This window comes from Paenibacillus sp. JCM 9796 (assembly GCF_055379675.1).
On sequence record NZ_AP043723.1, the window covers coordinates 856987 to 871100 of the forward strand.

The following is a 14114-nucleotide window of genomic DNA, read 5'->3' on the forward strand; positions in this document are numbered from 1 at the left end:
TTCGGGCCTCCCTGCCACTTACTTGAGCGCCTTCTTCACAGCCTGGACGATATCGTCGACTTGGGGAACGGCTTTTTTCTCCATGATTGGATTGTAGGGAATAGGAACGTCCAAGCCGCCCAGCCGCTGAATCGGAGCGTCCAGGTAATCGAACGCCTCGCTTTCCATGACCTGGCTGACAATCTCGCCGCCGAAACCGCCGCGTTTGACCGCCTCGTGAACGACGATGAGGCGTCCGGTTTTTTTCACGGATTCCACCACGGTTTCGATGTCCAGCGGCACCAGGGTCCGCGGGTCGATCACTTCGATCTGAATGCCCTCTTTCTCCAGCTGCCCCGCCGCCTCCAGCGCGCGGTGCACCATAATCGACGTCGCGACGACGGTTACGTCCGTCCCCTGGCGCTTCACGTCCGCCTTGCCGATCGGGAGCGTGTAGGCCTCTTCCGGCACCTCGTCCATGGTCCGGTAGAGCAATTTATGTTCATAGAAAATGACGGGGTTATCGTCTTCTATCGCTGCGCGTAGCAAGCCCTTCGCATCATACGCGGTCGAAGGCTGAATGACCTTCAGGCCGGGGATGTGCGCCATCCACGCTTCCAAGCTTTGCGAATGCTGCGCGGCTGCTCCCGTACCCGAGCCCGCTGGCGTGCGCAGTACCATCGGCACCTTGCCCTTCCCGCCGTACATGTAGCGGATTTTGGCCGCTTGGTTGACAATCTGATCGGTCGCAATCGTTATAAAATCGGAAAATTGCAGCTCCAGGATCGGCCGCATCCCCGTAAGCGCCGCCCCAACGGCAGCGCCGGCGATCGCCGACTCCGAAATCGGGGTATTGCGGATTCGCTCCGGACCGAATTCCTCGATCATCCCTCGCGTGACCCCGAACGCTCCCCCGTACACGCCGATATCCTCTCCGAGTACAAACACGTCCTCGTTTTCCCGCATCATCTGGGACATCGACTCTTTGATCGCTTCCAAATACGTTATTTTCCTCACTTCGTTCGGCTCCCCCTTACCCTGTACCTTCATCTATAGAATTTCAGCCAACTTAAGCGAATACGTCCTCCGTAATCGCGTCCGGAGACGGCATCGGGCTCTCTTCCGCAAATTTGACGGCCGCTTCGATTTCTTTCAGCGCCTTCACCCGCAGCTCCTCGAGCTGTTCCCCGGTTGCAGCTTGATCCGCTAGTAAGCGGGCCGCCATTTTCGCAATCGGATCTTTTTCTTCTTTCCAGTACTGCTCTTCTTCTTTGGTCCGATACTTCTTGGCGTCGCTCTTCGAGTGTCCCTTCCAGCGGTAGGTCTTCGCTTCGATTAACGTCGGTCCGCTGCCGTTCCGGGCCCGCTCGACCGCTTCGTTCGTCACACGCATGACTTCAAAGATATCGTTCCCTTCCACCACAACGCCCGGGATGCCGTAAGCCTTGGAGCGGTCCGCAATGTTCTCTACCCCGATCATCTCTTTCGCCGGACCGGACATCCCGTATTGATTGTTCTCGCAAAAGAAGACAACCGGCAGCTTCCAGATCGCTGCAAGGTTGATCGCTTCATGAAAGCTTCCCTCGTTGCTTGCGCCGTCACCGAAGAAGCAGAGCACGACATAACCCAGGTTTTTCATCTTCGACGTAAGCGCAGCGCCTGCTGCGATCGGAATGCCGCCGCCTACGATCCCGTTAGCTCCCAGGTTGCCTTTCTCTACGTCCGCAATATGCATCGAACCGCCCTTGCCTTTACAGTAGCCGGTTTCCCTGCCGAACAATTCCGCCATCATCCGGTCCGCCTGCGCGCCTTTCGCGATACAATGACCATGGCCCCGGTGCGTGCTTGTGATCTTATCCCGATCTTCCAATACCGCGCAAGCCCCGACAGCCGTTGCCTCCTGCCCTACACACAGATGCGTTGTCCCGTGTATCAATCCCTTGGCAAAAAACTCATCGACCTTCTCGTCGAAATACCGCACCAGCCACATCTGATAATATAGATCCAGCAGTCTTTCTGCCGATAGATCGACCCTGGCTTTCATTTCTACTGCCATTTGGATATCCCTCCATTTCCCCTCTACCTGTTCAATTCAAAATATTGACGGATCGCTGTCGCAACTCCATGATCTGCATTTGAATCCGTGATCACGTTAGCGACTCCCTTTGCATTGTCATTCCCATTTCCCATAGCAATACCTAACCCGGCCCAATCCAGCATTTCAATATCATTATCGTAATCGCCTATGGTTACAACCTGTTTGGAAGCGATATTGTATTCGGAGCATACCTTCATAAGCGCCGTTTTTTTATTAATGTCTGCAAGGTTAATATCGAATCTTCTTCTTCCTGTCCGGGAAAGCGTAATTCCCTCCCAGCCGCTCATCTCCTTATAAAGACGGTCGATTACTGCCGGATCATCATCAATGACCGTAGCCTTATAGACCTCTTCCTCCGTTGACGCCAGAAAATGAGATAATGGGCCGACGGGAGAGACCTGTATTAAATGTACTTGACCGCGGTAATTATCCTCCGTCAATTCCTTGCTTGGATCCATGACCACATTAGCAAGCGGCCAAGCACGATTCATTTCGGTCAACTCGTTAACGTACAAAACATTGTAACCGTAATAATGGATATAAGAGCCCTTCGCTTCAACAAAGGTTGCGATTTTACAAGCGATTTCCCTGCTGATCGGATAGCCAAATAATTTCTCGCCTGTGACGGGGTCCAGGATCACAGCTCCGTTTAACGCAATAAGCGGGAATTTCAAGCCTAAATATTTCCCATGCAGCCATACCGATGCCGGAAACCGTCCTGAGGCCAAGGTCACATGAATCTGATTATAAACCAGCTGCTGCACAGCCTCTTGAACGGGTAAAGTAATCATCTTTTGCGGATCCAGCAGCGTTCCATCCATATCTAGTGCTAACAGTTTATACATACGCGCTACTCCGTCCTTTTCATAGCATAAAAGTACTGACTACATTTGGAATATATGCAGGCCTTCCAAACACTTCACTGGCCGTTTTTTTCATAAATTCAAAATCGCCGTCATGCGGTAAATGGGTTAATACCAATTTTTTCACATTGGCCTTCTTCGCGATCGTACCTGCCTGAACGGCATCCATATGCCCTTCTCCCGTTGTATGCCTGCTGCCTTCGCAAATCGTAGCTTCGCAGAGGAAAATATCCGCATTTTGGGCAAAGTCAATCAATGATTCGCAGTATGAGGTATCGCCTGAATAAACAAACGTTTTTCCGCCGTATTTAATTTTGACAGCATAGCATGAAATCGTGTGTTGAACCGGAATAAACTCAATTTCAGCACCTGCCAGGCTCACTTTATTTAAAGGATTAATCGCATATACATCGGAATGGTTTCCCATTAAATCTTGCATAGCCGATACCGGCGAGTCCGGCGCATAAATTTGCAGCTTGTTCGTCATCCTTCCTGTCCTTCTTGCGCCAACGGCCGCATATTGCAAAATACCGATATCCGCCATATGGTCGTAATGTAAATGGGAAAGTATAACACCGGATAAGGACTCGACATTCGTATAGAAGGATAACCTGCTCATGACGCCACTGCCGCAGTCCAATAAAATGTTCCCTTCATCCGTTGTTATTAAATAACCCGCTGTCGCTCCGCCTGCAGAAGGATAACCTCCCCAATAGCCCAGTACAGTCACTTTCATATCCTCACCCCATCAAAATCTAACGGTGTCACCGTTTTTTTAATCTTCGAGCCAAACTCCTTGCAGAATGTTAATGCCCATTTCATCGTCCAGATTGTAATTGTTGCTTTCGCTAGCATCCGTAACGACAGCGATTTTTTCATTTTGAACCTGCAAGTGATACTCAATCCTGTCGCCTTGATACAATTTATTCGTAATTTTCCCACGTAGGGATGAATGACTGTCGGGCACGATATGATGCGGTCTAACCGATACCCATCCTTCATTCCGATTTGTATCGAAAGCCGGTATTTCCAGCGTCGTATCGAATAAACGAACCGTCATGGTCGGCCCTGAATTACGCTCCACCACTTGACAAGGAATGACGTTGGCCGAGCCGATAAATTTGGCTACAAACGAATTCGCGGGGCGGTTATAGATCTCCATCGGACTGCCAACCTGGACAACATGCCCACTGTTCATCACAATCACTTTATCGGACATCGTCATTGCTTCAACTTGATCGTGAGTTACATTAATAATGGTAATGCCCATTTTACGTTGAATCTCTTTGATCTCGATTCTCATCTGCTCGCGCAATGCGGCATCCAGATTCGATAAAGGTTCATCCAGCAAGAGCAAGCGAGGTTCCATGACGAGCGCTCTAGCCAAGGCTACCCTTTGCTGCTGACCTCCTGACAATTCATGAGGAAATCGCTTTTCGTAAGCGTCCAGATGGACGATACGCAGAATTTCCCTGGTTTTGGCCGCCATATCGGCCTTATTCATCTTTCGCAGCTTAAGGGGATAGGCAACGTTCTCAAAGACGTTCATATGAGGCCATACCGCATAAGATTGAAACACCATGCCGATCCCGCGCCTTTCTGGCTGCAGAAAAGTGGAACGCGCGGTATTAACCAATTCTTCCTTATCCAGTGTAATCACACCGTCGGTTGGTTCAATAAATCCGGCAATCATTCGTAAAGTAGTCGTTTTCCCACATCCGGATGGACCAACAATGGTTGCGAATTCATTTCTTTCGATTGTCACGTTTACCTTATGAACAGCTGTGCTTCCCTTATAAACCTTGGAAATGCCATCCAGAACGAGTGTACCCATAGTATTATCCTCCCCGAAGCATCGATGTCGTATTTTTTACAATCCAATCCGGCCCTTACTCACGATTTTCAAGATGATGTTGGTCACGGTTACAAACAAAATGAGTAATACGGCAAGTGCCGCCGTGAGCGCAACCTTTCCTTCTTCCTGAGCTGAAAATACAACGACTCCAATGGTTTCGTTATTGACGGACCATAGCAAGGATGATAACGTGATCTCTCCCAAAGCCGGCATAAGGACAAGAAAAAATGAAGCATAGAAACTGGGCCTTAGCAAGGGAATCATAATATCCCAAAAGGCTCTCATCTGGGAGGCGCCGGAAATCCGACTCGCTTCCTCGAGAGATGGATGGATTTGAGCCATCGCGCCGGAAATCGTTTGCAGCCCGAGGTTCATAAACCTGGCCAGGTAGGCAACAAGCAATATCATATAGGTGCTATATAAATTCCAGCCTACAATTGGAACCGGATTCACAAAAGCGAGAATCATCGCCAAGCCTACAATAGTGCCGGGTACCGCATATGGAATGGCAACTAATGATTCTACTAGTCGAGATCCAACCATTTTTCCGCGAATAATCATATAGGATAAAAGGAGGCCTAGTACGGCAATGACGAAGCCGGCAATCGCAGCCAGAGAAAAACTGTTCATGACAGCTCTTCGAACCGATTCGATTTCAAAGATCATTTCATAATTTCTGAAAGTCAGATTCGACCAGCTATTCGGAGCACCAAACGCTTTTAACAAGGAAGTAAATATCGCCGCACAGATTGGAGCTACCGTTGTGACAAAGATAATGATGATCAAGAACACGTATACAGGAGTTTTCCAGGAACCAAGCGAAGTTTTCTCCCCTGAAGGATGCTTACCGCTAACCACGACATATTTGCTCGATTTAATAATCTTTTGATACAATTGCAGTCCTATGATACCGAATAGAGCGAGCAGCATGGAATTGGCCGCTGCAATTTGAAGACTATTCGGCTTATCCACATTGATAATCGTTTGATAAATTTGAGTGGTCATCAAATTGATATCGTTCGGAGAGCCTAACACCGCAGGAATACCGAAATCCGCCAACAAATTCATGAATAGAAGCAGCATTCCCCCCAATATGGCCGGGGATATCAAAGGTAACGTAATGTCCTTCATCGTGCGTAAAACGCTGGCGCCGGAAATTCGGCTCGCCTCTTCAACCGATGCGTCTATCTTTTGAATCGCAGGAAGCACGACAATGTAAGGAATGGTGTAGCCGTAGATCGACATCACGAACACCATACCGCTCATACTATAAATATCGACCAGAGGCTCCGTTTGTTGAAAAATATCCATATACCAGCCATTGATCAGCCCTACAGGTCCAAGCAGATAGGTCCAGGATATGGCACCGACAAATGGCGGGATCAAATAGGGCGTGGCCAGCAGGGTTTGCCATATTTTTTTGCCCCGGATATTCGTTCGCGCAACAATCCAGGCTAACAAAACACCCAGTATTGTTGCAATTATGGTTGAAGGCACTACAACCTTCAAGCTGTTCGTCATACTAGTCAAAATGGCCGGATCTCTAAAGAGGGTCACGTAATTGGCAAAGGTTATATTTCCATCCGCTTTAAAGCTGTTGATTACGAGCACCAAGCAGGGATAAAACACGGTAAATCCCAGTAGGGCAAAGGTCCCCCACCAAATAAGGCGGGGACCCATTGAAGCTAAATCAAAGGAGCTTTTGGCAGCAGATTGACCGGAGGTCAATCCTTGCGGCTTACCGATCATACGATCAAATCCTTCCTAACTCGAAATCATATTATTTGGCTTCGCTAAATAATTCTCCAAACTTCGTTTTTAAAGATTCGCGGTTATCTTCAAGGAATTTCATATCCAACGGCATCACTTTAATGCTGTCCAATTTGGGCGATCCTTCAGGCGCGCCTGCATCCCCTTTGACTGGAATGTAGCCTTGTTTCACGAAAAACTTCTGACCATCCGTGGAGAGGAGGTAATCCATCAGTTTCTGGGAAGCCTCTTTATTTTTAGATCCGGAAATAATGCCTACCGGCGTAGGAATAAGAACGGAACCCTCGCTAGGCCAAGCGATTTCAACCGGCGAACCGCTGTTTTTAGCGTTTCTGACCATAAAGTCTACAACTGAAACGCCATAATATTCGCCTGTTGCAAGTTTACTAGTCAAGTTACCGTTGGATTGTTCAAACTTAACGCCATTATTTTTCAAGCTGCTGAAATAGTCCCATCCCATTCCATTCGTATTGACGAGCGATGCTAATGTTAAGAATGCTGCGCCGGAATAGTTCGGATTTGCTATAGCGACTTTCCCTTTATATTCAGGAGATCCGAGATCCTGCCAGGATTTAGGGGCATTTTTAATTTTTAATGTATTATAGCCAATGACATTGAAAATTTGACGTACTTCATAATATTTTCCGTCTTCATATGCATAGCGCTTATCCAGGTTAGCCGCTTCAGGCGAATCATATTTTTCCAGCATCCCTTTTTTCGCCAATTTCGAATAATAGTCAATATCGGCAAACCAAATGACATCGGCCTGGATAGCCCCGCCCATCTGTTCCGCTTCGATTTTCGAAATAACGGCACCGGTTCCGGAACGGTATATTTTCACATCAATCTTAGGCTGCTTCTTCTTGAAATCCTGGATCATTTCGTTAACTAAGTCTTGGGATTCAGAGGTATACAGATTCACAGTCCCGCTGACTTCCTTCACTTCTTTTGCACTATCGACAGGCTTCGTTCCTTCATTAGCATTTTTAACTTGCTCATTACCGCCCGATGCGCAACCAGCTGCGAGAGAAACTAATGCGAGAGACATCATCACTTTATAAAGTTTTTTCAATGTACCCACCCTTTACTTGTTTTTTTTGAAATGAACTCCAAACCGCAACCTCTTATAACTATCCGCATATTGTTATTTGATCATCAGCCCCCCACCGTAATTTTAGCTCCCACGAGCTTAATCCTTTGTCCATCCATCGTGGATTCGATCTTGATGACGCCAGTCCATTTCATGATTTGAGATGCGTACTCCTGAAGAGCAGCTTCATCCATCCCATTGACGCTGCAATGTACCGTCTTAAATCCTTCCCCAACCGATTCATCCTCCGAAAAATATACTTTTTTAATCTGAATACCCATTGCTTCCAACTCGGATATAATTTTCCCGGTCAACGTGGAGTTGTCTTCAATCGTGATTTGTAGCAGGTTTTTATGCTTTGCGCTAAACAACTTCTCTGTTTTGTTCAACAGAAAGAGACATACCAAGACAAGGAAGGTTGCAACCAGCGCCCCTTTATAAAACCCTGCACCTGCCGATAAACCAATTCCGGCCGTTACCCACAAGGAGGCAGCCGTTGTTAATCCCGATATCGAAAGTCCATTTCGCAATATCGTACCTGCGCCCAGAAAACCGATACCGCTAATGACTTGAGCAGCAAGACGGGATGGATCTATTCGGACATTGATTTCGTTTACAAAATCAGAAAAGCCATAAATCGATAGCAGCATAATTAATGCAGCACCGATACAGACAAGAATATGAGTACGAAAACCAGCCGCATGGTTGCTGACTTCCCTTTCTAACCCAATTAAACCTCCAAGGACAACTGCGGCAATCAATCGTAACACTAAATCCCAAAAGTCAATACTCCAAACCGAGTTCTCGACCATGACCTACCAACCCCTCTTGCTCATAGTTCGGCAAAACTGTATGCGCTTTCTTTTGTGCGAAAAATCCTTGAAACGTGTGCTGATTAGAGAATGTTTGACAAGTAATAAACGGATATACTTTACATTTGTCATTAAGACATACATTTGTAACCACATCTTACTCCTGATTTTATCATTTGTCAATATGTTAATACATTTGTAAATTGATCTGAAAATCAGGAACAGCAATATGGGGGAAGCGCTTACGATTCCGATTGTTTACAAAAACTACAATTGAAATAGTATCACTCCACGGCATTTTTTACAATTGTTTTATTTATTTACATATGTAAAGAAGAGGATAAAAAAAAAGAGAATGCATATACATTCTCAGCTTGCCGGGAAACCCGCATCCCGCAATTCATTCCACTCTTGCAACGAACGTGTAATATTAAGCTCTTTCATTTCTCCAAAATATTCCAAAGATACATAACCGGAATAATGCCGCCGCTCAAGCTCTTGAATAAGTGCCTTGTTATCAATGTCGCCATTAAGGATTGAGACAGGAACACTCTTGTACCTATTGGCATGATCCCAGTTGTAATTTTTTATATGAACGTGAGATAACCATGGGTATAAGACCGGCAGCGCCTCCATTTGATCGATCTGCTCCACATGGAGATTCGCACCGTCAAACACTAGCCTAAGTCTCGGGTGATTGACTGCCTGCAGCAGCATCCGGGCGGACTCCGTATTATCTACAAACGTGTCATAGTGAACTTCGATCGCAATGTTTACTTCGTACTGGTCGGCCATTCGCATAACGTTCTTCATGACGCTCACGACTTGGCCCCATTGCTCCGGAGAAGTGCATCTCGACGACACGTGGCCCAGAAATGTTCGTATGAACGGACAGCCCAGCTGCCTGGCAACGTCGAGTAAATGATTCATACTCTTGAAATCCTGCTTCAAATCCTTTTCTCCCGAGAAGCCTCCGGAAAATGTTGTGTATCCGCTGACCGCCGGCACTTCAAGGCCATACCGGCGCAGTTTTTCTCTTAATTTGTCAAGGGGACCCCGCTCCTCCTGATAGCGTTCAATATGCCCCATCCATAGTTCCACCCCATCTAGTCCAAATGGAGCCGCCCATTCCAATATTTGTTCAACATCCCAGTCTTTAAATCCTGAAGTACAAAGGCTTCTCTTCACTTCGATTCCTCCTAAGCTTATCTGTGCAGCCATTCCAATGGAACGGTCACCAGACTTGGGAACAGGATTAACAACACCATAACGACGCATTCGGCAATAAGGAACGGCATAACGCCTTTCATAATGCCCTCCATACTCGTTCTACCTACACCTGCAGCCACGTTGAGTACCGTTCCCACAGGCGGTGTGAGAAGTCCGATGCTGCAATTCAGAACGAACAGAACGCCGAAATAAACCGGATCAATACCTGCTTGAATGATAATGGGCATCAGAACAGGTGTCATAATAAGAATGGTAGGCGTCATATCCATAGCCGTACCTACCAAAACTAACAAGATATTGATCATGATCATAAGCAGCATCGGATTTTCCAGCAGAGGTCCAAGAAATTCCGTAATCGTGGCAGGAACGTTAGCAACTGTAATGAGCCAAGAGGATACCATCGCTGCCGCAGCGAGGAACATAACTACACTAGTCGTTTTGGCCGCACCAAGGAGGCATTTATAAACGGTTGTAAAGCTCAGCGAGCGATAAATGAACACCCCGACCAATAGGGCGTACACTGCGGCTACTACCGCAGCTTCCGTCGGTGTGAAGATACCGCCCCGTAAGCCTGCAAGAATAATCACAGGCAGTATCAGGGCCCATGACGCTTCTTTTAATGCGATCATGATGTCCTTAAACGAGGCGCGCGGCATTTTCTCCGCCTTCTCTTTGCGTGCCATTAACCACCAGGTAAATACAAGAGCGACGCCCATCATTAAACCCGGCACAATACCGCCCAAAAATAGCTTTGTAATGGAAACATCGCTTGTCACGCCAAAGATAATAAAAGCGATACTCGGCGGAATTACCGGTGCAATAATACCTCCGGCTGCGACCAATCCGGCGGAGCGATTCCGGTCATAGCCCGCTTTGACCATCATCGGGATCAGGATGGCGCCAAGGGCTGCCGTATCGGCGACTGCAGATCCGGACAATCCGGCAAAGATGACGGCGGCAATGATCGAGACATATCCTAAACCGCCGCGAATGGGTCCGACCAGGGTTAAAGCGAATTGTATGATTTTTCGGGATATTCCGCCGGCGTTCATAAACTCACCGGCCAGAATAAAGAAGGGAACCGCCAGTAAAGGGAAGCTGTTTGCACCGTTAATCAGGTTTTGAGCAATGATTTGGGTGTCAAACATACCCATGTACATCATGAGACATACGCCGCTTAACAGAAGCGCAAACGCAATCGGCATTCCGAATGCCATTGCCCCTAATAAAGAACCAAGGAAGATTACAGGAGTCATTACCGATCAGCCCCTTCCGCCGTATGCAACTGATGATTTTCGAGCTTCATGCCGATCTCTTTCGTCTCCTGCCGCTCTGGCGTTTCGCTATTATTTAGCTGGATTTCTTCTTCCGATTCGACGACCCGGGAAACTTTGTCGATATAAGTTTTGTCGATACTCACCCGGATAATATTCGAAATCAGAATGATACCCATGCAGACGCTGGCAATAACCCCGACGAAATACACAAAGGAGAGAGGCAGCTGCGTGGCCGGAGCGCGCGTATGGACACTAAGAAGCGTCATCTTCCAGCTTCCTTCTCCAACGAGGTAAAGCATGTAAACAACGACTGCATTGCTCGCCATATAGACAACCCTCTTCAGGAACGGCGGCAGCTTCTTCACCAGGGTATCGACGCCAAGATGCTCATTATCTTTTACCGCTACAATCGCACCAAAAAACACCAGGTATACGAATAGAAAGCGGGACATTTCATCCGACCACGTTATACCTGAATCAAAGAGATAGCGCAGCACGACGTTGCCGAATACGAGGATCGCCATTGCGGTTAAACACAGCGCCATCAGCACATTGATAATCAGCTTTGAAAGCGAAGTTATCTTTTCCATACTTTCCTCCGATTCCAGTTCTTCTGCTAAAGGGCCCTTAGGAATCATTTCTCCCTAAGAGCCTGCTTGTTCCTGAACTATTTTACGGCTTCCAACAACCTGTTAACGAGATCTTCACCGATAATTGGCTTGTATTTGTCGTAAACCGGCTGCAATTTATCAACAAATTTCTGTTTCTCTTCCGGTGACAATGTGGTGACCGTCATCTTATTCTTCGTTAAGAAATCATACGCGTCGGCCGTTTCCTTCTGATTCTCCTGGCGCTGCCAGGCCGTAGCTTCTGTTGCGGCTTTCTTCAAGGCTTCCTTCTCTTTATCGGATAATTGCTCCCAGAATTTATTGCTGACAAGCAGCGGGCTCGCATTGTAGACATGCCCGGTCTTCGTTATGTATTTTTGTACCTCGTAGAACTTGTTGAGCTTCACGTTACCCGAAGGATTTTCCTGTCCGTCAACCACCCTTTGCTCAAGAGCGGTAAACAACTCGGTAATGGCCATAGGCGTAGGTACGGCCCCCAGCGTCTTCCACAGCTCAATATGCAGCTCATTTTCCAGCGTTCTGATTTTTAATCCTTTTACATCGTCAACCGATTTTACTTCTCTTTTATTATTGGTAAGATCACGGAATCCGTTTTCCATATAAGATAATCCGACGACGCCCGCAGCAGGCAGATCATTCAATAGCTCCTGGCCAATTTTACCGTCCAGGACCTTGTAGGCCGTATCCGTATCTTTGAACAAGAAAGGCAGGTCGAAGACGTTGAATCGCTTGGCGAATGAAGCGATAGGCCCCGTTGACATGGTCGCGCCTTGGATGGATCCGATCTTCATGCCTTCAAATACGGCAATATCGCCGCCTAATTGCCCATCGGCAAAAACCTCCACTTTGACCGAACCGCCTGTTTCTTTCTCGACGATTTCGCCGAACTTAACAAGTCCTCTTGTTAAAGAGCGGTCTTTGGCGTTTGCACTCGCCATCTTCATGACCTTCACTTTTGCTTGGCCGCCTGAACCCGAGCCCGCATTGGTCGTGCTTGCGTCAGTCCCTTTGGGGGCTGCATTCGTTTGGGTATTGTTTGGAGCACAGCCCATCAGGGATAGAACAAGCATAGCGGTTACCGGTAAAATGAATAATTTTTTCATGGATTGCACCTCGCTCATTAGTATGGGACTACGTGATTGGAGACAACCGATAAGACTGATTCCCCTTGATTTCTCTTCAGCAGTAAGCCACAATCTTGTTCCCAGGTCACCTCCAGAAGATATTAAGCGCTTTCAAACCGGATGATTGAAGGCAATATGACAAATTTTAGATCGATCTAAATCTACTTTGGAGCAACCCTCTGTTTGCATAGTTTTTTTTACTGTTCCGCTTTTGGATCGATCTAAGAATAGTATTATTGTAAGCTTTTATTGTAAGCGTTGTCAATGATTTCCCTTGAATTTTACAAACGTTATTCAACCAGCTTCATTTCCCACTCGCGAATTTCATAAGTGCGTGCACCCTGAACAATAAAGGGATCGTTCTCAACGAATAATCGCACTTCATCCAGCGTATCCGCCTTATAAATAACAAGCCCCCCGCTCGCATCGGAAAACCTTCCTTTCGCGAATACATGGTCTTTTTTGCTAAGATCCTTTAAATAGTCCAAATGCTCCTCGCGGTATTTCTGATTCTTTTCCAGATCCAACATATTCGTTATCACTGCAAAATATTTCATTGAGAAAGCTCCTCCTTGTTTACTTAAGTTCAAAGAAAAAGTGGGGGTTTCCACTGCCGGATGATTGCGCATAGCCTAAATAGGAAGCATGAAACTCATCTTGACCTAAAACTCCTAATAGTGCCGCTACGTGTCTTCCTCCAGATTCAACATCAGCAGCCACTGAGAACTGAGGAAGCATTTCCCAGGCGGTAACATAGTTGCCTTCTACGAGAAGTTGAATGAATCTGTCGTCCAATGCCTTCTCGGATATCGTAGGCATATTTGAGCGGCCGCGAGTGAGATGATGCGATAACGCTCCGCTGCTGGCAAAAACAGTCCGTTTCTTGCTTGCCCGAAGCACCTTGCCGATTTGCTGCCCCCACCTATAGGTCTCTTCCAGACTGGCAGACATATTACACGATAGATCGATCACCGGAATATCTCCATCCGGTATATAATACCGAAGCGGGACAAGCGTACCATAATCCCATATATAGGTTGGTTCATTAAATGAAACTACAGGGATGCCCGCCTGTTTTCCCGCTTCAGCTAAGTCATTAGCGAGCTCTTCATCCCCCGGATAATCAAACGGAATGTTTGCGATCATATCCGGGTGTTCCCTTGCTGTCAAAAAGCCCTTATGGAACGGCGTAGCATCCACATAATGATTCCAATTCGTAAGAAAATGGCTGGATATAAGAACAAGGACATCCGGCTTTAATGCTTTGATTTTTGCCCGCTGTTGATGAAACGCATCCACGATGGACAACTGAAAGTCAGGCACCTTATCCTCGTACAAAAGCGATGGTGCATGCGAGCTTAACAGGGCTAACTCTAGCGACATATCA

The 14114-nt window shown here is 47.0% G+C and carries 14 protein-coding genes; all 14 read right to left on the reverse strand.

What is annotated here, in order from left to right; translation table 11 throughout:
- Positions 1–18: 18 nt before the first annotated feature.
- Positions 19–996, reverse strand: a complete 978-nt coding sequence (locus tag ACZ439_RS04220) for an alpha-ketoacid dehydrogenase subunit beta (RefSeq protein WP_127610563.1) — start codon at positions 994–996, stop codon at positions 19–21.
- Between the two features lie 52 nt (positions 997–1048).
- The gene (locus tag ACZ439_RS04225) at positions 1049–2035 is read right to left on the reverse strand and encodes a thiamine pyrophosphate-dependent dehydrogenase E1 component subunit alpha (protein WP_328133375.1); all 987 of its coding nucleotides are present in this window, start codon (positions 2033–2035) and stop codon (positions 1049–1051) included.
- 23 nt (positions 2036–2058) lie between these two features.
- Complete coding sequence (locus ACZ439_RS04230; protein ID WP_464620656.1) at positions 2059–2922, reverse strand: Cof-type HAD-IIB family hydrolase; 864 nt, start codon at positions 2920–2922, stop codon at positions 2059–2061.
- Between the two features lie 19 nt (positions 2923–2941).
- A complete protein-coding gene (locus ACZ439_RS04235; protein WP_127610645.1) occupies positions 2942–3676 on the reverse strand; it encodes an MBL fold metallo-hydrolase in 735 nt (244 codons plus the stop codon).
- Between the two features lie 39 nt (positions 3677–3715).
- Positions 3716–4774, reverse strand: coding sequence for an ABC transporter ATP-binding protein (locus tag ACZ439_RS04240; protein ID WP_127610647.1), 1059 nt, complete (start codon positions 4772–4774; stop codon positions 3716–3718).
- A gap of 36 nt (positions 4775–4810) precedes the next feature.
- Positions 4811–6544 carry an ABC transporter permease gene (locus ACZ439_RS04245; protein WP_464620657.1) on the reverse strand — a complete coding sequence of 578 codons (1734 nt, stop codon included), beginning with the start codon at positions 6542–6544 and terminating at the stop codon, positions 4811–4813.
- Positions 6545–6575: 31 nt separating this feature from the next.
- Complete coding sequence (locus ACZ439_RS04250; protein WP_127610651.1) at positions 6576–7637, reverse strand: ABC transporter substrate-binding protein; 1062 nt, start codon at positions 7635–7637, stop codon at positions 6576–6578.
- Between the two features lie 83 nt (positions 7638–7720).
- Positions 7721–8467, reverse strand: a complete 747-nt coding sequence (locus tag ACZ439_RS04255) for an MgtC/SapB family protein (protein ID WP_127610653.1) — start codon at positions 8465–8467, stop codon at positions 7721–7723.
- Positions 8468–8836: 369 nt separating this feature from the next.
- Positions 8837–9655: a sugar phosphate isomerase/epimerase family protein gene (locus tag ACZ439_RS04260; protein WP_201318914.1), complete on the reverse strand. Its 819-nt coding sequence runs from the start codon at positions 9653–9655 to the stop codon at positions 8837–8839.
- 17 nt (positions 9656–9672) lie between these two features.
- A complete protein-coding gene (locus tag ACZ439_RS04265; protein ID WP_127610657.1) occupies positions 9673–10953 on the reverse strand; it encodes a TRAP transporter large permease in 1281 nt (426 codons plus the stop codon).
- Positions 10953–11564 carry a TRAP transporter small permease gene (locus ACZ439_RS04270; protein ID WP_141335577.1) on the reverse strand — a complete coding sequence of 204 codons (612 nt, stop codon included), beginning with the start codon at positions 11562–11564 and terminating at the stop codon, positions 10953–10955. Before ACZ439_RS04270 ends, ACZ439_RS04265 begins: the two co-directional genes overlap by 1 nt.
- Positions 11565–11641: 77 nt before the next feature.
- Positions 11642–12706 (reverse strand): TRAP transporter substrate-binding protein, encoded by a 1065-nt coding sequence (locus ACZ439_RS04275; RefSeq protein ID WP_141335578.1) that lies wholly within the window; start codon positions 12704–12706, stop codon positions 11642–11644.
- Positions 12707–13017: 311 nt separating this feature from the next.
- Positions 13018–13284 carry a YciI family protein gene (locus tag ACZ439_RS04280; protein ID WP_127608383.1) on the reverse strand — a complete coding sequence of 89 codons (267 nt, stop codon included), beginning with the start codon at positions 13282–13284 and terminating at the stop codon, positions 13018–13020.
- Between the two features lie 19 nt (positions 13285–13303).
- A complete protein-coding gene (locus ACZ439_RS04285) occupies positions 13304–14110 on the reverse strand; it encodes a DODA-type extradiol aromatic ring-opening family dioxygenase (protein WP_127608382.1) in 807 nt (268 codons plus the stop codon).
- Positions 14111–14114 lie beyond the last annotated feature (4 nt).